This window comes from Bacillus sp. AFS073361, assembly GCF_002567005.1.
Classification (GTDB): domain Bacteria; phylum Bacillota; class Bacilli; order Bacillales; family Cytobacillaceae; genus Neobacillus.
On sequence record NZ_NUZU01000037.1, the window covers coordinates 393865 to 417950 of the forward strand.

Genomic DNA, 24086 nt, shown 5'->3' on the forward strand with positions numbered 1-24086 from the left:
CTGAATTATTATATTTGACAGAATTTGATCATGGGAGGATTTTTTATGAATTATATTTTGATATCACCCTATTATCCAGGTAATTTTCAGCCATTTGCTCATCGTTTAAACGATGCAGGTGTCAAGGTATTAGGAATTGGCGAAGAGCCATATGACCAATTAGGTAGCGAATTACAAAACTCTTTAACAGAATATTATCGTGTAAATAATTTAGAAGATGTCGATGAAGTGAAACGTGCAGTTGCATTTTTATTTTATAAACATGGTCCAATTGACCGGATTGAATCCAATAACGAATACTGGTTAGAACTTGATGCACAGTTGCGTGAGCAATTTAACGTGTTCGGCAATAAATCAAATGACTTGAAAAAAGTTAAATATAAATCTGAAATGAAAAAGTTGTTTAAACAAGCAGATGTGCCTGTGGTAGAAGGAAGAGTCGTAAAAACTAAAAAGGATTTATCTAAAGCTATTAATGACTTAGGACTGCCAGTTATCGCGAAACCTGATAATGGAGTGGGATCCGCTGCAACCTTTAAATTAAGTTCAAAAGAGGATGTACGCCATTTTGAAGAAGAATGGGGAGAAGCGCAAGTTTACTTCTTAGAACCATATGTCGAAGGAGGCGTGCTTTGTACATTTGATGGTTTAGTGGATCAGCAAGGGAACATTGTTTTCCAAACCAGCTTTACCTATAATGTGCCAACACTGGAACTCGTAAATGGTCAGTTGGATTTAGCTTATGTGATTCAAAAAGAAATCGATCCAAAACTCGAGGCTTATGGAAAGGCGATTGTGAAAGCTTTTGGCATGAAAGAACGCTTTTTCCATATTGAGTTTTTTAAATTAGAAAATGGGGATTATGTTGCACTTGAATACAATAACCGCTTGGCTGGCGGCTACACGGTTGATATGTACAATTTCGCGTACTCCATTGATTTATTTGCACAGTATGCTTCGCTTGTAACAGGAAGAGAATTCAAAGAGCCCGATGTCGAAAACCAGTTTTGTATCGGTGTTACACAACGTGATGTGTATGACTATAAACATGATACGAATGCTATTTATGAACAATTTGGCGACCGTGTGAAGTTTGAACAGCGCATGCCTGATGCGTTTGCGGAACTTCAAGGTAATCAATTTTATGCGATTAATGCAGATTCACAGGAAGAAGTAGATGAGATTATCCGCTTTGTCCATAAACGAAAAAATTACAGCATTGCAAATGTAAAGGGATAGGAGATTTTTTATATGCATATAGAACAGTTACACCATTGGAGCGGCGAATTAGGCCGTGAAATGGTGTTGAACAGATATGGACACAGTGGCATGCCAATTGTAGTTTTTCCTTCATCTGGAGGGACGCATACTGAATATTATGATTTTGGAATGATTGATGTATGTCATGACTTTATTGAATCCGGAAAAGTTCAGTTTTTTACATTGTCTAGTATTGATACCGAAAGTTGGCTGCACGACTCAAAACCGGCGCATGACCGTGCCTTAGCTCACGCGGCATATGACCGTTATGTGATTTCAGAAGCTATTCCATTTATTAAACATAAAACAGGCTGGTTTGATCCAATGATGACAACGGGTTGTAGTATGGGGGCATACCATGCACTGAACTTTTTCTTGCGACATCCGGATGTCTTCCAAACAACCGTTGCACTTAGCGGTATTTACGATGCGCGTTACTTTTTTGGGGATTACGGAAATGATCCGCTTGTATATGAAAATTCACCGAGTGATTACATATGGAATCAAAATGACGGCTGGTTTATTGATCGATATCGTTCAGCAGATATCATTATTTGCACTGGTCTGGGTGATTGGGAACAGGAAGGGCTGCCTTCATACTTTACATTAAAAAAAGCCTTTGAAGAAAAACAAATTCCTGCATTGTTTGATGAGTGGGGCGAAGATGTTTCGCATGATTGGATTTGGTGGCGACGCCAAATGCCGTATTATTTAGGAAAATTATTTTAATAAAATGTCAAAAAACATCAGGACGGTTAAGTTGCTGGTGTTTTTTGATTGGGGATTTTTTGATTTTTAGGTTATTCGTGAGAAATGTCCATCCGGTATTTTAAAGAAAATTCAAAAATAGACAAAGTATGATAACTTTAAAGTATAATATGAAATAGTTATGTTTGTTCGGTCAGTAGATAAAATGAAAATCAATTTTTTCTGCACCAATCAGATATTGAACAGAATATGAAGGGTAACAAAGATGAGTATAATAAAGGATTTTTTGCTGCAACTGGCGTTTATGGTAATACCCATTTTTATTTACTTTACATTTATAACGGAGAAGGTAGAAAGCACTAAAAAGAAGACAGTGATAATGTCCGTTTTGTGGGGTATATCCATATTGTTTTGTATGTCTTTCCCAGTGAGTTTTGGACAAAATGCTCGCTTGGAGTTAAGAATTATTCCTCTATTATTAGGGACGCTTTACGGCGGTTTTTGGTCAGGCATTTTCCTATCAGCGCTAATCATATTTTTTCGACTTTATTTTGGAATCAGTTTAGGATTTTATAATACTGTTCTTGTCTTATTATTTGCACTGCCTGTAATATTGTTTTTTCAAAAATCGTTTGCAAGTTCAAAAAAAGAAAAAAGAGTTAAAATTGCGGTTGGTCTTTCCCTTTACTACTGTCTTATTGGCCTTACTTTATTTTGTATGCTAAGAGGTTTTTCAATAGATTATTTTAAAGTACAGATTATTCATCTTCTCTTTGTAGTCGCCGCTACTTGGTTCTTCACTGTGTTATACGAAGCTATCAGGGAGATTCACCAACTTCGGTCAGAGATGCAAAACACTGAGAAATTAAAAGTAATTAGCGAGTTAGCCAGCGTTTTTGCTCATGAAATTCGAAATCCGATGCAAGTGACTCGTGGCTTTCTGCAACTTCTAAACGAGCCTGATTTGCCGAAGAAAAAGAAGGAATATATTCATCTCTCTATCGAAGAACTAGATCGCGCAAATGAAATAATAAATGATTTTTTATCTTTTGGAAAGCCTTCTATAAATAACATCGAAAGAATCGATGTGGGTTATCAGTTACAACGTGTTGTAAATATGATTCAAAGTTACTCTCTAAGCCATAATGTTGAGATTAAAACTGATTTTTATAACAACGGTTGGATCCATGCTAATCCTCAAAAATTAAACCAATTATTGATAAATATTTTGAAAAATGCGATAGAGTCTATGCGAGATGGTGGAATTGTCTGGATTACAAGTTGTTCAACAGCGGATGGATATATAAAGATTACTATTAAGGATCAAGGGATTGGCATGACAAAAGAGCAAATTGATAGACTTGGATCCCCTTTTTATACCTTAAAGGAGAGTGGAACAGGACTAGGAATGATGGTAAGTTTCCAAATTGTCCGTTCTTTTAAAGGTAAAATACAAGTGGCAAGTGAAAAGGGGAAGGGGACAGAATTTATTATATTACTTCCGCAAATAACTTAAAGTCTTTCACATTTTCAAGAGTGGAAGAATCATCTGCCTATATTTTCATTTACTTCGATAAAAAGGAAGGAGTGCAAACGATGGATTTCGAAACGGTTATGCAGGAACTTGAAACCCTCGGCAAGGAACGTACGAAAAAGATATACATAAGTAATGGTGCACACGAACCGCTTTTTGGAGTAGCTACAGGTGCAATGAAGCCGCTTGCGAAGAAAATCAAGAAAAATCAGCCTCTCGCCGAGCAGCTTTATGCAACCGGGAACTACGATGCCATGTATTTTGCCGGCGTCATTGCGGACCCCATGATCATGACGGAGGCAGATTTTGAGCGTTGGATCGATGGGGCGTATTTTTATATGCTATCTGATTATGTGGTTGCCGTAACGTTGGCCGAAACCGATATTGCACAAGATGTTGCTGATAAATGGATTGCAAGCGGTGAAGAACTTAAAATGTCGGCAGGCTGGAGTTGTTATTGCTGGCTGTTAGGTAATCGTAAGGACAGTGAATTTAGCGAAAGCAAGATGGAAAGCTTGCTAGATCAGGTGAAAAATACGATTCACGATGCTCCTGATCGAACAAAATCCGCTATGAATAATTTTATGTACACAGTCGGGATTTCCTATGTACCGCTCCATGATAAGGCGGTTGAAACGGCAAAAGAAGTAGGCCCAGTAGAAATCAAGGGGGACAAGAAAAAAAGCAAGATTCTCCTCGCTTCCGAAAATATCCAAAAGGAAATCGATCGAGGAAAACTTGGTTTCAAACGTAAATATGTAAGATGTTAGCATCGTTTATGGAAAGTGGCTTAGTAATTACATTACTGAGCTATTTTTTTATACAAAATTTGAATAAATATAGGATGGATTCACGAATACACGACAAATTATTCATTCTATCATGGGACTTTTTAATTAAAAGGGTGAAAAATGAGGATTTTTGCAAGATTAAGCAGGATTTTTAATTTTTATAAAAGAATATATTATATACAATTCAAATCACTGGTTCATACTGGAAATACTGTGCTAAAAAAGTAATGATATGCTCACACAGGATGTTGTTTTCACTATGCAAATAGTCACTGATAAAAATAGGTCAAAGCATATTATTCATCTATTCTATCAAGGTATGAAAGAGGGTATTCGATATGATTGAAAATTTCTTTGCTGACTATAAAAAATATATTGTAGTACCGGAAGATGAAAAGGCTGGTAATGAAGTATTTGATCCCCAAAATTTTGAAACATATTATATATTAACACTGTCCATTTTTGATTCCCGTATATCGAGCTGGAAGGATGCTAGTAAATTTGAAATTGATGTGGAAAAAAGTATCAAAATAGTCCTGAGTGATTTCAATCAAAGGCAGCATAAGCAGTACCATCTTCAATTACTAGAATTTGATCGGTATAAAAACTATTTTATCTTGGCTTTTTCATCCAAAACAAAATTTAATCCAGGGGAAGAAAAGGACCGTATTACGTATGTCATTGATAATTTACTAACAAATCCTTTTTATGTTGGACAAGCCTGGTTTAATTTGATTGGTGAAAAAGGAAAAGTGGCTCGAAAGCTCTTTTGCTGCTCCTTTAAGGAATATGTTGTGGAGGACCAAAACCATTCTAAAACGGAAGAAAAATATGAAAACATCAGTGAATTTATCCCTAAGAATGGAGAGATCAAGCTGATCAAAAGCATCTGAGCAAGGTTTTTGATGATGACCCAAATCTTGGGGTTAGAACATTTATGAAAATAATTTACCTGTTTTTGGGCATCCTCTTTGTGAGGATGTTTTTTTGCTAACCAAAAGGGGTGAAGGTGTTTGAAATGCCCACAATGTGTTTATTCCAATCCAGATGGAGTGAAGTTCTGCATTAGCTGCGGCGAAAGGTTTTTTAAGGATAACACACAAGAAGATGAAAACAGTTTTTTTTATGAGTTTGCCCATTATGTCGATATGGTTCCGAAATACCAACGCTCGGTTGAGCCGAAATTTCAAAATGTATTTTCTCGTGTGTTCCGGAATCATAGTGAACTGGAAGCTGAACGGCTGTTTATCGTTGGAACGGCACTAACGACACCCAAGATTTCAGAAGTGAAAGACACTTGGCCGAAACCGTGGCTTTTTGCAAGGGTATTTATCATTGCTCTTCTGGCCTTCGCAGGATTTTACATGGGTGTGACATATTTCGGAAATGTAAACTTTATACCTGGACTGATTATTGTTGGCGCATTTGCTGTTCCGTTTACAACGTTAATCTTCTTTTGGGAAATGAATGCTCCGCAAAATATTGCTTTTTATAGGGTGATTTATATCGTGTTGATCGGCGGAGTTCTCTCGATGTTAGTCGCACTTGTGTTTTTCGATATTCTGAAAAATATGATCAATCCGATTACAATTGGAATTGCAGAGGAACTGGCCAAAGCTATAACGGTCATTACGTTTGTTCGATACCGAAAATACAGATATATACTTAACGGGCTTCTCATTGGTGCCGCCGTTGGAGCGGGTTTTGCCGCGTTTGAAACAGCGGGCTATGCACTAAGGTCATTGCTTTCTGGGGATGGTGCAAATCTCTACAACACCATCCTGTTTCGAGGAATCTTTGCTCCCGGCGGGCATATTGCCTGGGCCGCGCTGACTGGTGCAGCATTCTGCAGAGTGCAAGGGGACCATCCATTTAATCTTAAAATGCTATTCCGTTTTAGGTTTTTACGTGTCTTTGTCTTAGTGGTATTGATGCATGCGTTATGGGACACTCCCATAACAGGAATGTTCCCATTTGGACAGATTTTTTTAATGCTGGCTTCATGGGTAGTTGTCTTCCTGCTCATCCGTGCTGGCCTTAAGGAAATCGGAGAAAGAAAAATATCTGTATAAGAGGCAGAGGAGAGTTCCTAAAACAGGTTCCGTTACTTATTGCAATATAAAAAATGTAAAATAAAATGGCCAACAAATTGTAATCTAATTTGCTGGTTATTTTTGGTTGCAAGAGAACTTCCGGTATCTCTTCTCGTTATTTATCCGATTTAAAAAAGTTAATAAACCGATGATAGGGGCATTTGGACAATGACGTATCATCGTCACGAAGAAAATATTGTCTCCACTCAAAATTATCCTCTGCTCCATAGCTGTTTAAATCGGGATGAATCGGAGCGGAATCGTAGGCTGCCAGTCTTTTTCTAACTTGCTGTTTAATCCCTTTTGCAAAATTGGGTGACTTATTAAATTCATTAAGGACCCAGCGAGGAGTAATCGCGAGCATCAGTTCATCAAAATGCCTGCTTTTTCGATTCTTATGGGCAGGGGTTGCGCAGTATATAAAATATTTCTCTCCATGATAACAAAACTCCCATATTGGAAGATGGGGGTCCATAGGGATATCCTCTGGCCAATCATATGGGTCGATGCTCCGTAAGCCACTGAGATGGTTCCAAAATAATTGTTCGTACTCTTCAACCGTATAGGCCATCTTCATGTCCTCAGGCGTTTCATAAAAAACAATCAGTGATGTGTTGCTTCCAATTTCCCTTGAAACTTCTGTGTAGCTGCTCAAGGCTTCAGCAAGTTCAAATACAGTAGAAGCTTCTCGTGGATTCCCAATAAAGCTGTATCGCAGCTGATTCTTTGCGAATCCAATAGTGGCAGGGATGCAGGGAAAGGGTTTGTCTTTGTCACTCATTTTAGTAGAGAATTTCTCTATCGCATTCTTTTTCCAGTCCGTTAATTGTTTCCGGCTTAAAGGATCATCTCTATATAGTCCTTTCATGATTGACACCTCCATACTGCAGTATATTCATACGTACAAGAGTGGGGAGATGTCCCGATTTAAATGGGCAAACATCTAGGTACATTGGAACATCGATTGGTATAAAGAATCATAGGGACAATGATCTTCCGCCTGTCCTTTTAAAAAATTCAGGCATCAATTGTTGATCCAAGAATAGATGTTAAAGATGGTTCAATTTCCATACTCTATGAGGAACTGGGGCAGATTGGAGCGCCATTTATCAATTCGAGGAGGATGCTTATGAGATTGATAACTTGGACTTTGGGAATATTTAAAAAGAAGCATCGGATTACAGCCGTTCCGTATACCAAGAATATGAATCTTGTTGTAGGGAGCCTATTGGGTGGGTTCGCTGCTATCCTTCAATCGGCAGGATTGATAGGCGGGATTGGCTATGCGCTTAGCATTATGGCTACCGGACCGATTATCCTCGCAACCGTCCTTTCTATTCGAATTGGTCTGTTAACATATGCGGTCACTACTCTATTATTGATCATCCTCCAGCCAAGTGAAGTACTGATTTTCCTGTTTACCACTGGACTTCTCGGGATTGCCCTAGGGATAGGATTTAAATTCTATAAAACGGGATCTATGGTTTCGGTCATGGGTGGAACATCTCTTTCGTTTGGGATTCTTATTTTACTTTATATATTTCAGTTCCCCGTGTTAGGCCCTTCTATTTCAAGGCAGGTAAGTGGAACAGTGGTAGCAGGCGTTTTCCTATTTAGCCAGTTTTATAGCTGGATTTGGATGAATCTTAGTATAGTTGGAATGAAGCATTTAAATAAGGTCATGTTGAGAAAGATATGGGTAGAGAAAGATGAGTCAAGTTGAAGGTTATGGGGGATCTCGAATGGCTGCTTAAAAATAATTTTTTGTTAAAAATCATGCACGTTTCTTCTCCATCAACATAAATTAACTTCTGTGAGTAATTTGATTGGAAGGAAGAAATAGCTATGAACAACCATGAATTAAAAATTAAAACGACTAAAAATTCATTTAACGGTGGAGGGACTGAATATAAAGTTATTGAAATAAAGGTAAATGATCTATCTGAGAATTTATATGCTGTCGTAACTCCTATTAAAATGAAATAACTATGGTTTGAGTGCAAGACTAGATAAATCATACTGCTGATAACTAACGATCGATCGAACGTGTGGCCTCATCCAATCCAGTGAGGCCTTACTTAAATTTTGCTCTTTTCTAAAAGTTAGATGCGTCTTAAATTCGCTCGAAGATATATAGGTGCCAATTCTTTGCACACGGGTTAATCCCCGTCATTTTTCACTAAAATTTGAAAAAAATATCTTGAAAAAGATTCATTTTCCGATTATTATGTAAATATGTTGTAAGCATTATGCCGGTTTAGCTCAATTGGTAGAGCAACTGACTTGTAATCAGTAGGTTGGGGGTTCAAGTCCTCTAGCCGGCACCAAAGTATTTTGCGATAGCAAAATAACTTACATTATTCCGCAGTAGCTCAGTGGTAGAGCTATCGGCTGTTAACCGATCGGTCGTAGGTTCGAGTCCTACCTGCGGAGTTTAGTCTAACAAAATTTACATTAGAAGAGAACATAAAGTCACATCCAATTATCGGGTGTGACTTTTTATATTCTATTATTTGAGAAGGAGGTGGGATACCAACTTAAAATGATATTTTAATGAAGCTTTTTTGTATCGTGACTAATATTATTTATATATTGAAAAAAGTAAAAAACTAAACACCTTAAAAAGTGTATTGCAAAATATTGGGATTTGGTTAATCCATCTATGGAAGCTATTTTAAAACGTTTAAGTAATTTTAATCCTCCTAGATAAATAAAACAAAAGTGAAGAATTAGATTAGATATTAGATATAAGGGAAATTTACCAAAAGTTAATTTTAACATCCAAAGACTTGCTACAAAATATGGACCAAAATTAAAAAAGTTTGCACTATCCAATGGTGGTACACCTTCATAAATTTTCCACCATTTTTTCTTTTCACCGAACAAGTCTAAAGCTTTTGTGAATATACTAATAAATAACCCGGCTGGTAAATATTTTTTTAATGAATTCCTACCTAAAAACGGAACGGTTAGCCAAGGTAGAATTAGCAAAGCTATATAAAATAATTTTGAGTTTTTCATTAAACCACCTCTAAATTTATGTTATGTACTTTATTACAATTTAACCAAGCTAATTTCATTAAACTATTTTTCACGAAATAAAATTATCATGTCAACGAAATACCATAAAAATTTCCACTTGAGAAGTAATCGAAACAAAGCGACAAGACGAATATATAAGTAAGATTAAACAAATAGTAGAAGGTGAGAAAATGGAAGCAATCGTCCTGGCAGCAGGATTTTCCAGCCGTGCGAATGCATTTAAAATGACTTTGCCATTGGGAAAAATGAGCGTATTAGAGCAAACGATTTCTAAATTTGAGGGATTGTGCAGCAAAGTCATCGTCGTAGCTGGTTTTCAAGCGGAGCTCATTGAAGTAGAAATGGCAAAAATCTTCGATAAAAATGCCTATTCCTTTCAGATAAAATGTATTTACAATGAAAACTTTAATCGGGGAATGTTTTCTTCCATACAAAAGGGCTGCAACGAAGTAAATGCGTCAACATTCTTTATTACTCCTGGAGATTGTCCGCTTGTCAAAAAAGAGACCGTTCAGCAACTAGCAGAACAAGAAGGGAACGTAATTATTCCTAGCTTTAACTTTAAAGGGGGTCACCCCATCAAATTATCTAGTGAAGTGCAACTGAAAATTCTTGAAACCAATCCAGACAGTAATTTGCGTGTGGTCCTTAACAATTATGAAAAGAAGTATCTAAATGTAGAGGATCCAGGAGTACTGTTGGACATGGATACACCGGAGGATTACCAAAAAGCAGTTCATTATTATCATGATTGGATTTGTAAATAATCTACTATGTTTTTAAGATTTTGCGGCTTACTCCATCGGCTTGTTTTAATGCAAACAGGCAGATTGGTTGGAGCCGCATTTTTTTTGTTTTTTTAACGAGGCAGTTGAACGGAAATGAGCATGCAAATGAGCTGAAAATACTATGTCAAATATTCTTACATAAATAGGTAAAGCCTTTCGATATTAAAATATAATTAAAACAACGAAACTTGAATGAAATGAATCATAAAATAGGATTCTCATTTATAAAATCATAGGAAGAGGTTTCTATTAATAAAGTGTCCCCTTTAAAAAAGAGTCGAAGGGTGTTGTTGGAATGAACCTAAAAGACATAAGCACCTCAGTGCCCAAAAAGGACCATAGTGGTAAAGTATCGGGTCAGCTGCCCTACATTAGTGACGTGAAAGTAGAAAATATGGTTTATGGTGTTTTGTACCGGTCGCCAATTGCATATGGAAAAATCAAATCCATTCAATTGCCGAAACTACCGGAAGGATATGACGTGGTTGGAGCCGAGGATATTCCGGGACCGAATTATGTCAAGATTATCCAAGAAGATCAGCCCATTTTTGCGAATGAATGTGTCAATTATATTGGAGAGCCGATATTGATGCTCGTAGGTGAAGACCTAGATACCTTGTATAGGTTACTAAATGAAGTGAAGGTTGATTTTGAAGAGAATCAGGCTATTTACACATTGGACGAAGCGATCCATCAAAAATCAAAACCTGGGGTTACGATGGCAAGCTATGAGTTTGGAGAAAGCTTAGCTGTCATTTCAGCCATCGAGCAAAGTGCCTACAGAATTATCGAAGAAGTGTATGACACGGGTTATCAGGAGCATGTCTACCTTGAGCCACAAGGAATGCTCGCCATCTATAAGGAAGAAGAAATTGAAGTCCAAGGTTCTATGCAATGTCTATATTATATAAAAAATGCCTTGCTTAGTGCTTTAGCCTGTGGTGACGATGAAGTCAGAGTAGTTCAGAGTCCGACTGGCGGAGGCTTTGGCGGCAAAGAAGAGTTTCCTTCCATGATGGCCTGTCACGTAGCGGTGGCGGCCAAAGCAGTCAAAAAATCAGTGATGCTCGTGTTTGACCGTGCGGAGGATATGGTGGTGACCACGAAAAGGCATCCCGCTAAACTCAACTATCGAACGGCCATAGATAAGGAAGGAAATATCTTGAGTCTATGTGTGGACATCTATCTCGATGGCGGAGCGAATGTGGGGCTGAGCTCTGTCGTGCTGCAGCGTGCATTAATAAACAGTGCAGGTGTATATAAAATTCCAAACTTTCATGCCAAAGGCTATGTCTTAAAGACCAATACCGTTCCGAATGGCGCTTTCAGAGGCTTTGGTGCTCCACAGAGTTTTGCCGGTATCGAAAGTCATATGGGACATCTTAGTAATCAGGCAAATATCGAACCACTTGAATTTAAACGAAAATACCTCGTCAAACAAGGAGACCCTACAATCACCAAAGGTATATTCCGCGATCCAATCTTAGTAGAAGAAATGATTGAGGACCTGCTCAATTCCTCAGATTACAAAAAGAAAAAACAGGAGTTTCATCGTTTTAATCAACAAAGTCAGCGGTATAAAAAAGGCATTGGAACCTCCTTATTCCTCCACGGCTGTGGATTTACGGGCAGTGGCGAACGAGACCATATTAAAGCAACGGTAAAACTGGTTAAATCAAAGGACGACCAGGTCTCACTAAAAATCTCAAATTCTGATATGGGACAAGGAATCTATACGACGTTGAGTAAAATTGTCGCAAAAGAACTCAACCTCCCATACGAACGAGTTTCGTATCCTTCTCCCGATACAAAAGAGGTTCCAGACTCCGGACCGACTGTAGCCTCCCGGACAACGATGATCGTTGGAAAATTGCTTGAACGGGCTGCCAAAAAACTGAAGGATCAGTGGAGGGCAGGGGAGGAACAAGAAGTAGTGGAGCATTATGTTCATCGTGAAATGATTCCGTGGAACGAGTTGACCTTCACTGGAGATGCTTATCCGGCATATTCATGGGGTGTGAATATCGTTGAACTGGAAGTGGATACGTTAACAGGGAATGTAAAGCTAGAAAAAGTATACGGCAATTATGAAGTGGGGAAGGTCATAGATGACCGGATTATGAAAGGCCAAATTGACGGTGGTCTGGCTCAGGGTTTTGCGTACGGATATTTAGAGAAGATGACGTCACATCTTGGCAAGATCCAACAAAAAAGCATATCGGATTATGGACCTCCGACTTCCTTGGACGTGGTTCCAATCGAAAGCAAGGTCTTTGATAACCCCTATGCGGATGGTCCATACGGGGCAAAGGGCGCAGGTGAATTGACGTTAATCGGCGGCGCTCCAGCCGTCCAAGCGGCCATCGAGAATGCATTGCAAACTTCTTTTCAGCAAATTCCGGTTACACCGGAAGTCATTATTGAAAGTCTTAGGGTGAAAGAGGGTGATGAAGGTTGATTAAATTCACACTAAATGGGAGAACGATAGAAACGGACGCCTCTCCCGCAATAAGATTACTAGATTTAATAAGAGAAGAGTTTGAGTTAATTGGAACAAAGGAAGGCTGCGGTGAAGGGGAATGCGGTGCCTGCAGTGTGTTTGTGAATAACCTCCTGCAAAACAGCTGCCTGATTCCCATTGGTTCAATTGAGGGAGCTGATGTCCAAACGATAGAAGGGATTATGGAGACGGAACAATTTAAGATATTAGACGAGAGTTATTCTGAAGCCGGTGGGGTGCAATGCGGTTATTGCATTCCTGGGATGGTCATGGCAAGTGCCGCTTTATTATCCAAAAACCCTCATCCATCAGAGGAAGAAATCCGTGAAGGTATTTCCGGAAATCTGTGTCGATGTACGGGCTACAATATGATTGTAAATGCGATCAACCTAGCAGCGAAAAAAGGGGACGGCATATGGCAGAAAAAATAACCTCGTATCGCTTCGATCATTTAGACGACACGTTGAGTCAATTGAACAAAGAAGATTGTGCCATCATGGCGGGTGGAACGGATGTCATGGTCCTCCACAAAAGCCGAAGAGGAGCAGCTCCGAAAATTCCCAAACCGATTATTTTTATTGATCATTTGTCTGAACTAAAGCGGGTCTATCAAAATGAGAAGGATCTTCACATTGGGGCTTGCTGTACCTATAGTGAATTACTGGAAGAACGGTTAATCCCAGTCCCATTAAAGGACGCGATCAGAACGATTGCGGCACCAGCCATTAGAAACAGAGGGACATTAGGCGGGAATATTTGCAATGCATCTCCGGCTGGCGACACACTGCCCTTATTATACGTATTTAATGCAAAACTTGTACTGCGCTCCATTCATGGTGATCGGATCATGGCTATTAGCGATTTTATTCAAGGTCCCCGAAAGATCGGGCGGAATCAAAATGAGATTTTGTCTGAAATCATATTGCCGTCTGTTTTAGAAGAAGGAGCTCATGTCGTTTTCGAGAAAGTCGGCAACCGCAACGCTGATGCCATTGCCAAAGTAGGGTTCGCAGGATACATCCGAATCAATGATGCTCGAATCGATGATGTGCGTTTTGCCTTCGGGGCGGTCGGGCCTACAATGGTTCGTTCGATGGATATTGAAAAGACTCTGGTCGGAAAAAGCGTACCATTAGCCGATGCCGACATCGGGCAGGTAGTGGCAGCATTCGGTAAGATCATTCGGCCAATCGACGATCAGCGCTCCACAGCAGCATACAGAAAAACCGTTTCCTTAAATCTGTTACGTTATTTTCTTAGCATGAAGCATTATCAACCGACTTAATGTTAATAAAAAGGGGGGAGCTTATTCATGCTATTGATGGAAAAAGTCGCCATATTGAACCGTCAAAACAAAACCTTTGCCTTAGCCATGATCATCGAATCAAAAGGCTCAACTCCCCAGCATGTTGGAAAAATGATTGTATACCGTGATGGAACAATTGAAGGTACTGTCGGAGGGGGCTTGGCTGAATACTATATCATCGAAGAGAGTGTTAAAGCGATCCAAGATGGCAAATCGAAAATCGTTGAATACAAATTAAATAAACATGCAAAAGACGGAATTCAAATGAATTGTGGCGGAACATTGCGGGTGTTTATTGAAGTCTATAAAAGCAGGCCAGAACTTGTTCTATGCGGTGCCGGACATTTAGGCCATGCGTTAGCAAAGCTGGCGGATTTCCTTGAAATCCCTTATTGCGTTGTCGATGATCGAGTGGGTTATTGTACGCAGGAGCGCTTTCCAAATGCGACGAACGTTTATGTGGACGAGGATATTGAAAAAGCCTTGCTGGAAGCCGGCCTAAATGAGAACTCCTATGTAGTGATTGTGACAAAGGATGGAGATGATATCGTCTTAAAAACGGCACTGCAATTTCCGATTGCGTATGTGGGCATGGTCGCCAGCAAACGCAAGGTCATAACCATATTTGAAAAATTAAAAAAGGAAGGCGTCAGTGAAGAACGGTTGGAGCAGGTACACTCTCCCATCGGCTTGAACATTGGTTCAGAAACCACACAAGAAATTGCCGTCAGTATTATCGGGGAAATCATCAAGATAAGTAAGGAAAAAAAGACGACGAAAGTGAAACAATTGAATAGATAAGGCGTATTTTTGAGGTTTCGTTTAATGATGGAAATAAAAACATTTACCAGGAGAATCAAGTTCCGAGGTAAGTGTTTTTTTGCTGGAGCACGCATTTCATGAAAACTATTCGAAATTGTGCTAATCTTAAGATATTACAAATAAGGAGGGATTAAATAATGAGTAAAACCATTCCAGAGGTAACTCTTAATGATGGGTTAACTTTGCCGGTAATCGGATTGGGTACATATAAGCTAAAAGGAAATGAAGGGGTTACTTCCATCCAAAGTGCAATGGATCTTGGTTATCGACTAATAGATACTGCTTATAATTATGAAAACGAAGGAACGGTAGGTGAAGCAGTTAGACGCAGTTCGGTTCCGAGAGAAGAGTTAAGAATCACTTCCAAATTACCGGGACGTTATCAATCCTATACCAATGCAGTAACGACCATTGAAGAATCCTTATATAGAGGCCATCTCGATTATTATGATTTATATTTGATTCATTGGCCGAACCCAAAACAAGGCCTATATGTGGAAGCATGGCAAGCATTAATTGACGCAAAAAAGAAGGGGATTATTCGTTCCATTGGTGTATGTAATTTCTTGCCGGAGCATATAGAGCATCTAGAGAAGGAAACAGGTGTTAAACCCAGTGTAAACCAAATTGAATTACACCCATACTTCAATCAAGCAGATCAAAGAATTTGGCATGAAGAACATGAGATTAAGATCGAATCTTGGAGCCCATTAGCTCGCGCCAATGATATTTTACATAATGATTCACTTCAAATGATTGCCAACCAGCATAATAAATCCATTTCACAAATAATTCTTCGTTGGCAGTATCAATTGGGGGCTATTTCGATTCCAAAATCTGCTTCTCCTACAAGGCAGCTTGAAAATATCTCAATCTTTGACTTCTCCTTGGATCCATCAGAAATGGAACTTATTTCAGGATTAACTCGTCCGGATGGAAGGATCAATAATCAAGACCCAGCTGAATACGAAGAATTTTAATCTAGTAATTTGATAGAAAATCACTCAAAATGGAAAAAACGCCTTCAAATGTTATTTTGAGGGCGTTTTATTAAGGAGACTTTTTGGGTGATTTTAAAGTTCGACTGATTCAGACTTATTAATTTTTACTCCAATAACTAACATAATGAACATGGAAGAGGGGAATACGAACGAATTCCTCATTGGAGACCATATGAACAGTATCATCTTTTACCTCACATATTACCCCTTTAACTCCCTCAGAATGGCCATGATTAATGTTTACCCAATGATATTTCAATAATTTTAGTAAGTCGTTGAAGTTCTCAGCTTCTTTAAAATTCTCAGGAACGTCAATGTCGAAATCCACTTTCTGTTTCGTATTCTCTGTAAAACTATTAATGTGATGAGTATTGTAATAAACGATTTCATCCGCTTCTGTTAATACTGCAATATAATCGTGACCTTCATACAAAAACTTCGAAATTTTGGATTCCGATCCGTCTCGATTAACCTTGATAACTGATTCTTTAAAATATTTCTTGAGGTCTTCGCTCATAGATAAAGTCTCCCCTTACGTTATTTAATGATACTCCATCATATGTAAACGGGAGGAACTTGTCCTAAGCAAATGGCCTGTCTATTAATGGTAAGTTCTATTCGTTTGAAAAGATATTTTACTATCTAGCCTTTAACCACGAGCCAAAGGGAAACTTCTGAATCTGCATTTGAGGCATTGTGAAGGATTAAAACCATGACATTTGTCTCTTTTGGACCATTTTGTAAAGAATAGATGTGTTCCATTGGATCCGTAAAGTATCCCGAAGTGATAACGTTTTCGTTTTCTCGTGCAATTAATCGAAAATCTAGATATTCATGACTATTGATCTGGACCCCAGGTCTCCACATATACCGTTTGAAACCATGGCCAAGATCCTCTTCAACAGCATTTTGATAACTCAAATCGTACCGTCTTTTATTCATAATATGGGGGGATTGTTTCGGTGGATTCGTAAAATGCAGCCATCCGTTTACAGTTGAAAATTTAGTCATAAGAATCATCTCCAAGTCTATTAAATATAAAGTATTATTTTATTAAAGTAATCAATTAGATCGTTCATTACCTTATGTATATTGGACTTTATGGATGCTATTCCAGAATTTTTCCTTCCAATATTTATCATACCATTTTTTGAATATATGGCTGTGTGAAAAGTCATTGTTGATTTCATCATTCATATTTTAGGGGTGTGCTACTTTTGGTGCACCTGAACTATTTACTGGGATCGAAATAAAGAGGAAGGGAGGAGTCGTTATCCCGGTTATTAGAATGATTTTGGTTGTTAATAATAAGTACAAAGAAAAATGGTTGACACTCTCACTACTCGGTGTTACGATGTACTTGTAATAAGCAATACTTAATAGTACGATTGCCCTAAGTTATTAGGTAAAAATTATTGTTTAGTACTAAGTTATACTGAATATAAGTCAGACAATATAGAGGAGGTAAAGGAGGAGCTATATATGGAAAATTTAACTGAAATGCTGAAGGGTTCGCTAGAAGGCTGCGTGCTGGAAATCATCAGCCGCCATGAAACCTATGGCTACGAGATTACCCGCCGCCTAAATGAACTCGGGTTTACCGAAGTCGTAGAAGGGACAGTTTACACGATCCTCGTGCGATTAGAAAAGAAAAAACTTGTGAACATAGAAAAAAAACCATCAGATATGGGGCCGCCCCGCAAGTTTTACTCACTTAATGAGGCTGGCCGCCAGGAACTTGAATTGTTTTGGAAAAAATGGGATTTTGTCTCATCGAAAATCAATGTCTTAAAGTCAAACTAGGTTCATAAGATATTCCGTCCAATAATTTGGCGTGTCTAGTTCAGTTATATAAAAAAGGAGGAAAAATAACATGTTGGAAATGTTCAAAAAAATGATTGGTGATAAAAAAGAGTACAAAATGATGATGGCACGGGTTGAAGCCCTGCCAGAGGACTACCAGTTTGTATTTAAGAAAATTCAAAACTACATGTGGAATTTCTCAGCGGGCAACGGGATGGATATGCTGCATATGCAGTATGAATTAATCGAGCTGTTCGAAGCTGGTGCGGCAGAAAACAGACAAGTGCTGGAAATCACTGGTGACGACGTGGCTTCCTTTGCCGATGAACTAGTGGCCAACGCTAGAACCTATTTCGCGAAGTATCGTGAAGATTTGAATCAGAGTATCAAAAACCGTTTGGGAAAAAAGTAAATTCAATAGATCATTCCTGCTGAATAGCTGGTTACAAATGTATTGTGTCACCTTCACTATTCAGTTATATTTTTAAGTCAGTAGTAAGTAATACAGAATATCTGTCAGACTGAGTAGAGAAGGATAGGCAATCTAGCGCATTTTATAAGGAGGAAGAAAGTATGAACAATGCAGCGATTTCTATAAAAGGGTTAAAAAAATCCTTTAAAGACAAGGAAATCCTACAGGGGGTTGATTTTGAGGTCCGGCGTGGCGAAATTTTTGCACTGCTGGGCTCAAATGGAGCAGGCAAGACGACGACGGTTAACATCCTCACGACGCTGGTGAAGCCTGATGGAGGCGAGGTTGGTATTAGCGGCTTCGACCTTCAGCGTCAACCAGATCAAGTTCGCCAGAGCATTAGCCTGACGGGGCAGTTCGCTGCTTTAGACGGAATGCTCACAGGTAGGGAAAACCTGGTGATGATCGCCAAGTTGCGGGGAGTTTCTAATCCCGCTCAAGTCGCCGACAATCTGCTTGCAAGATTCAGCCTGCGTGACGCGGCCAACCGGCGGGCGGACACATATTCCGGAGGGATGAAGCGCCGCCTTGACATCGCCATGAGCCTGATCGGGACGCCAGCAGTCATTTTTCTAGACGAACCGACGACAGGGCTTGACCCTGAAGCTCGAATCGAAGTCTGGGATACCGTCAAGGAGCTTGCCGGCGGTGGCACGACTATCTTACTGACAACCCAATACTTGGAGGAAGCCGAACATCTGGCGGACCGGATCGCCATCCTGCATGGGGGGAAAATCATCACAACCGGTACGCTGACCGAACTCAAAGAGATGTTCCCGCCAGCGAAAGTAGAGTACATCGAAAAGCAGCCGACATTGGAGGAAATTTTCCTCGCGATCATTGGCAAAAAGGAGGAGAGGTAAATGAAAAGCAATACTGGGGTATTACTTGGGCGTTTAATGCGCAACATTCTGCGCAGCCCGGATACGATTATCACGGTGGCGATTACGCCGATTATGATGCTGCTGCTGTTTGTCTACGTTTTTGGCGGCGCCATAGAGTCGGGCACAGACAACTATGTCAATTATTTATTGCCGGGTATCTTGCTGATGGCAATAGCATCCGGCGTCGCATACACTTCCGTACGGCTTTTTACGGATGTAAAGTGCGGGCTGATGGCGCGTTTCATTACTATGCCCATCAAGCGCTCATCGGTTTTGTGGGCTCATGTATTGACCTCGCTTGTTTCCAATGCGCTTACTGTAGTGGTGGTTATCCTTGTTGCGCTCTTGATGGGCTTCCGAACCAGCGCAGATATACTGGATTGGCTGGCGGTAGCTGGGATACTCGGGCTATTTACGCTGGCATTGACATGGCTGGCAGTCATTCCCGGTTTGACTGCAAGATCTATAGAAGGGGCGACAGCCTACTCCTACCCGCTGATTTTCCTGCCATTTATCAGTTCTGCCTTTGTCCCCACCGAAACCATGCCTAAAATTGTCCGTGCGTTCGCTGAAAACCAGCCCGTGACTTCCATCGTAAATGCAATTCGTGCCCTCTTGTATGACGGGTCTGTTGGCAATGGTATCTGGATTGCGTTTGCCTGGTGCTTCGGCATATTGATTATCGCTTACTTCTTCGCCTGTAATGCGTTTAAACGCCAGTTAGGGTAGGGCACCATTGGTTGGCGTCTGGTGATGTGAAAAAGTCCGGTGCAATTGTAAGTACCGGACTTTTTCATATATAAATTCAATTTCTAGTTTCTATTAAGGATCAAGAAAATTATTGTAGAATTACTTTTGTAATAAAATTAACATATTGCTGTGATGAGTCTGTTATACCTTTCTAGTATAGTGAATCTATCAACTCACACTAGGAGGAAACAATCATGCTAAAGAAATTCATCATAGCCTTTACCATCTTAGCTTCTTGTGGCTCTTTGTTCGCCGCCAAGGGTGAAAAAGCGGAAGCAGCAACTTATAATTATCATACTGCAGCGATTTCGATTGCTAAATCTAATCTAGGGGTTCCATACCGATGGGGCGGGATGTCGCCAAGCGGATTTGACTGTTCAGGTCTTGTGAAGTATTCCTACGGAAAAGCGGGAAGAACACTTAATCGCACGGCTGCCCAAATGTACTATGGTAACGGATATCGACCATCTAATCTGCAGATTGGCGATTTACTATTCTACGCACCGACCAAAGCCAGTGCCCCAACCCATGTAGCCATTTATATTGGATACGGGAAAATGATCATGGCATCCTCTTCAAAAGGAGTCATTATTACCAACACAAATAACTCTTATTGGCATCCTAGATATATTGGATCAAAGCGCGTGTAAAGATCATCCTAAGGATGGTCTTTTTTTTAGGAAATATTTACAATATTGATTATATTTGTTATGATTAGTGTAAAATTACACTAAGGATGTTGTTCAAATGAAAAATTTAATTCCGCCATTATTAGCCTACTTAATTGTTTGTATCATTTCAGTCATAGTTCCTGCATCAGAAGGCTATAATACGGTGAGCTGGAAATTGTATGTTGGACAAATTTATGCAATTCCGGTGTTAATCATTGCTGCTTTGGTCACGTTTTTAGTAAACAAAAAGCGTATATATTAGAAAAATGTTTTTTAAATGGAAGTAACGGATGCGTTTCTACAAAAAGTGGAGACGCTTTTTCTTATTCCAATGATCAAGTGTTTTCGGAAATACTATGATAAAAGGAACTTCAATGATTTGAGTTGGCCTTCTTTTTTAAATTTTTACCTCGATCCCGTTTTCAAGATAAATTGTTTTTTGATACACGGTTTGGTATTCCAGATATTCGAATACATTTTTTGCTGTGCTTCTGACCAACACGCTCAGGCCAAGGTTGTCAAACAAGCGTGCATAGCAGCGGAGGATCAACGTATCATTTTCAATGAACAAATGATAATAGACGGTTTCTTTCTGTAGTTTTGAAAAACAGTGGATAAATAGATAGTCATCTGTTGGTACTATTCCTTTGATCAAAAGTTCTTTTTGAATGATTCGTTTTATTTCGGCCATTTGATTCTCTGATAAATTTATTTTCATTCTAGTTTCACCATCTTATGTTTGATCTAAATAGTGTTTCCAATTTCATTATACGAAAGTGCAAGTTCGCCTGTCACAATGGACGAATTAGTTAAGAATTTCTATAAAGATTAAACAAAGGATGATTCATTTCCTTTATAATAATAACAAACAAAAAATAGATGATTAAGGATAGCTGATATCTTGAAAACAAAAACAAAATACCAAACCTGGATTCGAATTTACAAACTACTAATTTTTGTGGTTATTTCACTTAGTCTTCTCTTGAGTACATTATTCCCTGTTCCTATATTTCTGCGAGTTTTGTTCGGAATGTTGGCGCTGCCTTTTATTTATATAACATTTATCCTTGCTTATTCTGTTTACCAATTCGCACCAGTCGGGGGGAATTATCAGTCCAAAATTCATGATTTAATAGTTTCCAAGGTGAATGTGGCTAAAAAGGGAAACATTCTAGATATAGGGACAGGAAGTGGTTCCCTGATTATTAAACTGGCAAAGACTTTTCCAAATGCCTATTTAACGGGAATTGATTATTGGGGCGGGAATTGGGAATATTCGAAAGCTCAATGCCAACAGAATGCTGAAATAGAAGGGGTCTTTGATAGAATTGACTTTCTGAAAGCAAGTGCTGCAGCGCTTCCTTTTAATGATGATGAATTTGACGTAATTGTCAGTTGTTTAACATTTCATGAAGTAAAAGATCGAAGTGATAAAACTGAAGTAATGAAAGAGGCATTAAGAGTTTTAAGACCTGGTGGTGAATTTGTTTTCTTAGATTTGTTTATGGATGAAAAAATATTTGGGGATCAAAGTGAGCTATTAAATGTCTTAAAGAAACATGGGGTATCTGAATTGAATAGCTACAAACTTGCGAATGAAATGAAATTGCCCAAGCTCTTATTGAACAAAAAAGTATTAGGTAATGCAATGATTTTAAGTGGAAGAAAATAAGTGGATGATAATCCAATTTGATTCAAAATACATGAACAAGCAATAGAGCTGAAGAAAGGATCTTCAGCTCTGATGTATGATGAGATTTCCCTATCTATTCACTGTAAACATCCAACTAACACCATATTTGTCCTTTACAGAACCATGCAGTTTGGCAAAGAATGTTGGTTGAAGATCCATAAAAACAGATCCACCATCTGCAAGGACATTCCATGCCTTTTTCAATTGCTCTTCAGAGTCAAGCTCAACACTGATGACCACTTTCTCTCCGTTTGGAATGTCCCGTTTTCCATCCGAACCCATAATGATGCCTGAATCGGTTAATTTCAATTGTGCATGAAGGACAAGGTCTTTATTGCTTTCAGAAATTGGAAAATTAGGATCTGGCGGCATTTCACCGTATTTTTGCATTAAAATCATTTCGCCATCAAAAGCTTTTTGATACCATTCAAAAGCCTCTGCACATTCTCTATTGAACATTAAATAAGGTTTAATCATTGCACAGTCTCCTTTAACATTAACTTAGGCTAACAGCTGGTAGGGGCCTAATAAATATTATGTACGAACATTAGTTCCTTTTCAATCTTTAAAAACCACAAAAAATTTGTTTAAAGATAAAGGTTAATGTAGAAAAGGTAGTTTTTCTAAAAAATATTGGCTGTTTTCGGAAGCGATTTACAGAAGGAATTATAATTCAGACATGATTGCCTTTGAAATCACGAGAGTTGTCCGAAGACGACCAATGTTCGGACATGATTGCCTATAAAATTACGAGAGCTGTCCAAAGACGACCGAAGTTCGGACATGATTGCCTTTGAAATTACGAAAGCTGTCCGAAGACGACCACGTTCGGACATGATTACGATTTTATTCATACATTTCTTGTTTGGTATAAGAAAGGAATGGCGAAAGCTAAATTAATTCTCTATCCTCAATTAAAAGTGAAAATGGGTGCTTTGTTAAGGACGATGATCGCTGCAACGGTCATTTTCTTGTCCTATAACGTGGCAGGTTCCTTTAAGAATGATTATAATTGAATAAAGAACTTAACTCAGAGGTGTTGCTGTGTCTTTATTAAGGAGGTATATGATGAAGTTTTTTATAAAGTTAAATATTATTAGTGTGTTATACGCAATAGCTTTGTTTATAGCAATCGAACTAATAATAAATGTATCTCATATTAGTATGTTAACTGGCTGGGAATGGGATAATGTTTACATTTTAATTGCTGTTATTAATGTTATTGGACTTCTACTTTCGACAATCTTATTCATTTACTTAACAAAAAAATGGAATATTAGTAGAAAATACAGCTATTTGTCACTCCTTTTGTGGTTACCATATTTTATTCTTTTTTTCTCCTTTTTCCCTGTTGTTTTTCCTATTAATGTAGGCGTAGAACTATTTCCGAGATTTAGCCTTCTGATTTATGGGTCTGGCATTCTGTATCCAGTTTACATCTTATTTATTAATATATATGCATCACCTCTAAGTACAGATTATGAGGAAATAAGGCATTAATAATGCAGGTCAATCTGAGTGGAAGAAGCATGAAGAAATTTTTGTTATAATATGGATAAAAGTTTATTTTGCAGGCTACTGGTTAATTTAAAAGACTTTATTAAAGGAGGACCACAATGGAGGTAATTTTAGCAAGTGTGTTTTCAGCAATCATAATATTTATTACTGTCTTTTTTATGATGAAGGTATACATTATCGCCTTTAAGAGGAATGATATATCACTTAGGAAATGCATTATTTTTTCTACTTCTTCAATTGTAATTGGTTTATTAGTCGCAGGCGTTTTACCATTTGGTTACCAAAAAATAATGGATTACATTAACTAACTTCATCTTTAAAAAAGTCGTTCCTAATCGAGGTATTTCATAGATTTGAAAACAACAACAAAATTTAACACTTAATCTAACGTGTTCTATAGCTGAAGAAAGCCGCTGATTTTTATCAGCGGCTCAGACTGTCGACAAATCC

At 38.6% G+C, this 24086-nt stretch carries 29 protein-coding genes and 2 tRNA genes; 25 read left to right on the forward strand and 6 right to left on the reverse strand.

Annotated features, from left to right (window positions below):
• The first annotated feature begins 45 nt into the window (after positions 1-45).
• The 6 genes from COJ96_RS19555 to COJ96_RS19580 all read left to right on the forward strand — a co-directional run bounded on the left by COJ96_RS19555 (position 46) and on the right by COJ96_RS19580 (position 6365).
• Positions 46-1239 (forward strand): ATP-grasp domain-containing protein, encoded by a 1194-nt coding sequence (locus COJ96_RS19555; protein WP_098575466.1) that lies wholly within the window; start codon positions 46-48, stop codon positions 1237-1239.
• A 12-nt stretch (positions 1240-1251) separates the two neighbouring features.
• Complete coding sequence (locus COJ96_RS19560) at positions 1252-1989, forward strand: esterase family protein (RefSeq protein ID WP_098575467.1); 738 nt, start codon at positions 1252-1254, stop codon at positions 1987-1989.
• 244 nt (positions 1990-2233) lie between these two features.
• Positions 2234-3484, forward strand: coding sequence for an ATP-binding protein (locus tag COJ96_RS19565; protein ID WP_098575468.1), 1251 nt, complete (start codon positions 2234-2236; stop codon positions 3482-3484).
• An 80-nt stretch (positions 3485-3564) separates the two neighbouring features.
• Positions 3565-4272: a DNA alkylation repair protein gene (locus COJ96_RS19570; protein ID WP_098575469.1), complete on the forward strand. Its 708-nt coding sequence runs from the start codon at positions 3565-3567 to the stop codon at positions 4270-4272.
• A 359-nt stretch (positions 4273-4631) separates the two neighbouring features.
• A complete protein-coding gene (locus COJ96_RS19575) occupies positions 4632-5186 on the forward strand; it encodes a hypothetical protein (RefSeq protein ID WP_098575470.1) in 555 nt (184 codons plus the stop codon).
• A 120-nt stretch (positions 5187-5306) separates the two neighbouring features.
• Positions 5307-6365 (forward strand): PrsW family intramembrane metalloprotease, encoded by a 1059-nt coding sequence (locus tag COJ96_RS19580; RefSeq protein ID WP_098575471.1) that lies wholly within the window; start codon positions 5307-5309, stop codon positions 6363-6365.
• A gap of 136 nt (positions 6366-6501) precedes the next feature.
• On the opposite strand, the gene COJ96_RS19585 is transcribed toward COJ96_RS19580, so the two are convergent.
• Positions 6502-7254 carry a YqcI/YcgG family protein gene (locus COJ96_RS19585; protein WP_098575472.1) on the reverse strand — a complete coding sequence of 251 codons (753 nt, stop codon included), beginning with the start codon at positions 7252-7254 and terminating at the stop codon, positions 6502-6504.
• 261 nt (positions 7255-7515) lie between these two features.
• On the opposite strand from COJ96_RS19585, the gene COJ96_RS19590 reads away from it, so the two are divergent.
• The 4 genes from COJ96_RS19590 to COJ96_RS19600 all read left to right on the forward strand — a co-directional run bounded on the left by COJ96_RS19590 (position 7516) and on the right by COJ96_RS19600 (position 8819).
• Positions 7516-8109, forward strand: coding sequence for a hypothetical protein (locus COJ96_RS19590; protein ID WP_098575473.1), 594 nt, complete (start codon positions 7516-7518; stop codon positions 8107-8109).
• 122 nt (positions 8110-8231) lie between these two features.
• Complete coding sequence (locus COJ96_RS28815; RefSeq protein WP_180230186.1) at positions 8232-8372, forward strand: hypothetical protein; 141 nt, start codon at positions 8232-8234, stop codon at positions 8370-8372.
• A 265-nt stretch (positions 8373-8637) separates the two neighbouring features.
• Positions 8638-8713, forward strand: a tRNA-Thr gene (locus COJ96_RS19595).
• Between the two features lie 34 nt (positions 8714-8747).
• A tRNA-Asn gene (locus tag COJ96_RS19600) sits at positions 8748-8819 on the forward strand.
• A 117-nt stretch (positions 8820-8936) separates the two neighbouring features.
• Here the strand turns inward: COJ96_RS19600 and COJ96_RS19605 are convergent.
• A complete protein-coding gene (locus COJ96_RS19605) occupies positions 8937-9407 on the reverse strand; it encodes a hypothetical protein (protein ID WP_098575474.1) in 471 nt (156 codons plus the stop codon).
• A gap of 191 nt (positions 9408-9598) precedes the next feature.
• Here COJ96_RS19605 and COJ96_RS19610 point away from each other — a divergent pair, with 191 nt between their 5' ends.
• The 6 genes from COJ96_RS19610 to COJ96_RS19635 all read left to right on the forward strand — a co-directional run bounded on the left by COJ96_RS19610 (position 9599) and on the right by COJ96_RS19635 (position 15824).
• Positions 9599-10195: a nucleotidyltransferase family protein gene (locus COJ96_RS19610; RefSeq protein ID WP_098575475.1), complete on the forward strand. Its 597-nt coding sequence runs from the start codon at positions 9599-9601 to the stop codon at positions 10193-10195.
• Positions 10196-10511: 316 nt separating this feature from the next.
• Complete coding sequence (locus tag COJ96_RS19615) at positions 10512-12674, forward strand: xanthine dehydrogenase family protein molybdopterin-binding subunit (protein WP_098575476.1); 2163 nt, start codon at positions 10512-10514, stop codon at positions 12672-12674.
• Positions 12671-13147 carry a (2Fe-2S)-binding protein gene (locus COJ96_RS19620; protein WP_098575514.1) on the forward strand — a complete coding sequence of 159 codons (477 nt, stop codon included), beginning with the start codon at positions 12671-12673 and terminating at the stop codon, positions 13145-13147. Before COJ96_RS19615 ends, COJ96_RS19620 begins: the two co-directional genes overlap by 4 nt.
• Positions 13132-14001 carry an FAD binding domain-containing protein gene (locus tag COJ96_RS19625; RefSeq protein WP_180230187.1) on the forward strand — a complete coding sequence of 290 codons (870 nt, stop codon included), beginning with the start codon at positions 13132-13134 and terminating at the stop codon, positions 13999-14001. The genes COJ96_RS19620 and COJ96_RS19625 overlap by 16 nt, the downstream gene beginning before the upstream one ends.
• A gap of 27 nt (positions 14002-14028) precedes the next feature.
• On the forward strand, positions 14029-14823 hold the full coding sequence (locus tag COJ96_RS19630) for an XdhC family protein (RefSeq protein WP_098575478.1): 795 nt from the start codon (positions 14029-14031) through the stop codon (positions 14821-14823).
• Between the two features lie 158 nt (positions 14824-14981).
• Positions 14982-15824, forward strand: coding sequence for an aldo/keto reductase (locus COJ96_RS19635; protein WP_098575479.1), 843 nt, complete (start codon positions 14982-14984; stop codon positions 15822-15824).
• Positions 15825-15942: 118 nt separating this feature from the next.
• On the opposite strand, the gene COJ96_RS19640 is transcribed toward COJ96_RS19635, so the two are convergent.
• On the reverse strand, positions 15943-16362 hold the full coding sequence (locus COJ96_RS19640; RefSeq protein ID WP_098575480.1) for a hypothetical protein: 420 nt from the start codon (positions 16360-16362) through the stop codon (positions 15943-15945).
• Between the two features lie 125 nt (positions 16363-16487).
• Positions 16488-16856, reverse strand: a complete 369-nt coding sequence (locus COJ96_RS19645) for a hypothetical protein (protein WP_098575481.1) — start codon at positions 16854-16856, stop codon at positions 16488-16490.
• 471 nt (positions 16857-17327) lie between these two features.
• On the opposite strand from COJ96_RS19645, the gene COJ96_RS19650 reads away from it, so the two are divergent.
• The 6 genes from COJ96_RS19650 (at position 17328) to COJ96_RS19675 (ending at position 20687) form a co-directional block, all read left to right on the forward strand.
• Positions 17328-17648, forward strand: a complete 321-nt coding sequence (locus tag COJ96_RS19650) for a PadR family transcriptional regulator (RefSeq protein ID WP_098575482.1) — start codon at positions 17328-17330, stop codon at positions 17646-17648.
• Between the two features lie 70 nt (positions 17649-17718).
• The gene (locus COJ96_RS19655; RefSeq protein WP_098575483.1) at positions 17719-18060 is read left to right on the forward strand and encodes a DUF1048 domain-containing protein; all 342 of its coding nucleotides are present in this window, start codon (positions 17719-17721) and stop codon (positions 18058-18060) included.
• Positions 18061-18221: 161 nt separating this feature from the next.
• On the forward strand, positions 18222-18983 hold the full coding sequence (locus tag COJ96_RS19660) for an ABC transporter ATP-binding protein (protein WP_098575484.1): 762 nt from the start codon (positions 18222-18224) through the stop codon (positions 18981-18983).
• On the forward strand, positions 18984-19733 hold the full coding sequence (locus tag COJ96_RS19665) for an ABC transporter permease (RefSeq protein WP_098575485.1): 750 nt from the start codon (positions 18984-18986) through the stop codon (positions 19731-19733).
• Between the two features lie 215 nt (positions 19734-19948).
• On the forward strand, positions 19949-20404 hold the full coding sequence (locus COJ96_RS19670) for a C40 family peptidase (RefSeq protein ID WP_098575486.1): 456 nt from the start codon (positions 19949-19951) through the stop codon (positions 20402-20404).
• 97 nt (positions 20405-20501) lie between these two features.
• Positions 20502-20687, forward strand: a complete 186-nt coding sequence (locus COJ96_RS19675; protein WP_098575487.1) for a DUF4017 family protein — start codon at positions 20502-20504, stop codon at positions 20685-20687.
• 135 nt (positions 20688-20822) lie between these two features.
• On the opposite strand, the gene COJ96_RS19680 is transcribed toward COJ96_RS19675, so the two are convergent.
• Positions 20823-21143, reverse strand: coding sequence for a hypothetical protein (locus COJ96_RS19680; RefSeq protein ID WP_098575488.1), 321 nt, complete (start codon positions 21141-21143; stop codon positions 20823-20825).
• A gap of 180 nt (positions 21144-21323) precedes the next feature.
• Between COJ96_RS19680 and COJ96_RS19685 the strand changes: the two genes are divergently transcribed.
• Positions 21324-22097 (forward strand): class I SAM-dependent methyltransferase, encoded by a 774-nt coding sequence (locus COJ96_RS19685; protein WP_098575489.1) that lies wholly within the window; start codon positions 21324-21326, stop codon positions 22095-22097.
• 90 nt (positions 22098-22187) lie between these two features.
• Here COJ96_RS19685 and COJ96_RS19690 read toward each other — a convergent pair whose 3' ends face one another.
• On the reverse strand, positions 22188-22595 hold the full coding sequence (locus tag COJ96_RS19690; protein WP_098575490.1) for a VOC family protein: 408 nt from the start codon (positions 22593-22595) through the stop codon (positions 22188-22190).
• Positions 22596-22999: 404 nt separating this feature from the next.
• Between COJ96_RS19690 and COJ96_RS29340 the strand changes: the two genes are divergently transcribed.
• Both COJ96_RS29340 and COJ96_RS19700 read left to right on the forward strand, forming a co-directional pair.
• Positions 23000-23134 carry a hypothetical protein gene (locus COJ96_RS29340; protein WP_257148568.1) on the forward strand — a complete coding sequence of 45 codons (135 nt, stop codon included), beginning with the start codon at positions 23000-23002 and terminating at the stop codon, positions 23132-23134.
• A 600-nt stretch (positions 23135-23734) separates the two neighbouring features.
• On the forward strand, positions 23735-23944 hold the full coding sequence (locus COJ96_RS19700) for a hypothetical protein (RefSeq protein ID WP_098575492.1): 210 nt from the start codon (positions 23735-23737) through the stop codon (positions 23942-23944).
• Positions 23945-24086 lie beyond the last annotated feature (142 nt).

What these genes read in the sequence shown, in the direction of transcription:
- COJ96_RS19555 (WP_098575466.1), top strand. Translation starts at nt 46, where the DNA reads ATGAATTATATTTTGATATCACCCTATTATCCAGGTAATTTTCAGCCA.
- COJ96_RS19560 (WP_098575467.1), top strand. Translation starts at nt 1,252, where the DNA reads ATGCATATAGAACAGTTACACCATTGGAGCGGCGAATTAGGCCGTGAA.
- COJ96_RS19565 (WP_098575468.1), top strand. Translation starts at nt 2,234, where the DNA reads ATGAGTATAATAAAGGATTTTTTGCTGCAACTGGCGTTTATGGTAATA.
- COJ96_RS19570 (WP_098575469.1), top strand. Translation starts at nt 3,565, where the DNA reads ATGGATTTCGAAACGGTTATGCAGGAACTTGAAACCCTCGGCAAGGAA.
- COJ96_RS19575 (WP_098575470.1), top strand. Translation starts at nt 4,632, where the DNA reads ATGATTGAAAATTTCTTTGCTGACTATAAAAAATATATTGTAGTACCG.
- COJ96_RS19585 (WP_098575472.1), bottom strand. Translation starts at nt 7,254, where the DNA reads ATGAAAGGACTATATAGAGATGATCCTTTAAGCCGGAAACAATTAACG.
- COJ96_RS19590 (WP_098575473.1), top strand. Translation starts at nt 7,516, where the DNA reads ATGAGATTGATAACTTGGACTTTGGGAATATTTAAAAAGAAGCATCGG.
- COJ96_RS28815 (WP_180230186.1), top strand. Translation starts at nt 8,232, where the DNA reads ATGAACAACCATGAATTAAAAATTAAAACGACTAAAAATTCATTTAAC.
- COJ96_RS19605 (WP_098575474.1), bottom strand. Translation starts at nt 9,407, where the DNA reads ATGAAAAACTCAAAATTATTTTATATAGCTTTGCTAATTCTACCTTGG.
- COJ96_RS19610 (WP_098575475.1), top strand. Translation starts at nt 9,599, where the DNA reads ATGGAAGCAATCGTCCTGGCAGCAGGATTTTCCAGCCGTGCGAATGCA.
- COJ96_RS19615 (WP_098575476.1), top strand. Translation starts at nt 10,512, where the DNA reads ATGAACCTAAAAGACATAAGCACCTCAGTGCCCAAAAAGGACCATAGT.
- COJ96_RS19625 (WP_180230187.1), top strand. Translation starts at nt 13,132, where the DNA reads ATGGCAGAAAAAATAACCTCGTATCGCTTCGATCATTTAGACGACACG.
- COJ96_RS19630 (WP_098575478.1), top strand. Translation starts at nt 14,029, where the DNA reads ATGCTATTGATGGAAAAAGTCGCCATATTGAACCGTCAAAACAAAACC.
- COJ96_RS19635 (WP_098575479.1), top strand. Translation starts at nt 14,982, where the DNA reads ATGAGTAAAACCATTCCAGAGGTAACTCTTAATGATGGGTTAACTTTG.
- COJ96_RS19640 (WP_098575480.1), bottom strand. Translation starts at nt 16,362, where the DNA reads ATGAGCGAAGACCTCAAGAAATATTTTAAAGAATCAGTTATCAAGGTT.
- COJ96_RS19645 (WP_098575481.1), bottom strand. Translation starts at nt 16,856, where the DNA reads ATGACTAAATTTTCAACTGTAAACGGATGGCTGCATTTTACGAATCCA.
- COJ96_RS19650 (WP_098575482.1), top strand. Translation starts at nt 17,328, where the DNA reads ATGGAAAATTTAACTGAAATGCTGAAGGGTTCGCTAGAAGGCTGCGTG.
- COJ96_RS19655 (WP_098575483.1), top strand. Translation starts at nt 17,719, where the DNA reads ATGTTGGAAATGTTCAAAAAAATGATTGGTGATAAAAAAGAGTACAAA.
- COJ96_RS19660 (WP_098575484.1), top strand. Translation starts at nt 18,222, where the DNA reads ATGAACAATGCAGCGATTTCTATAAAAGGGTTAAAAAAATCCTTTAAA.
- COJ96_RS19665 (WP_098575485.1), top strand. Translation starts at nt 18,984, where the DNA reads ATGAAAAGCAATACTGGGGTATTACTTGGGCGTTTAATGCGCAACATT.
- COJ96_RS19670 (WP_098575486.1), top strand. Translation starts at nt 19,949, where the DNA reads ATGCTAAAGAAATTCATCATAGCCTTTACCATCTTAGCTTCTTGTGGC.
- COJ96_RS19675 (WP_098575487.1), top strand. Translation starts at nt 20,502, where the DNA reads ATGAAAAATTTAATTCCGCCATTATTAGCCTACTTAATTGTTTGTATC.
- COJ96_RS19680 (WP_098575488.1), bottom strand. Translation starts at nt 21,143, where the DNA reads ATGAAAATAAATTTATCAGAGAATCAAATGGCCGAAATAAAACGAATC.
- COJ96_RS19690 (WP_098575490.1), bottom strand. Translation starts at nt 22,595, where the DNA reads ATGATTAAACCTTATTTAATGTTCAATAGAGAATGTGCAGAGGCTTTT.
- COJ96_RS29340 (WP_257148568.1), top strand. Translation starts at nt 23,000, where the DNA reads ATGGCGAAAGCTAAATTAATTCTCTATCCTCAATTAAAAGTGAAAATG.
- COJ96_RS19700 (WP_098575492.1), top strand. Translation starts at nt 23,735, where the DNA reads ATGGAGGTAATTTTAGCAAGTGTGTTTTCAGCAATCATAATATTTATT.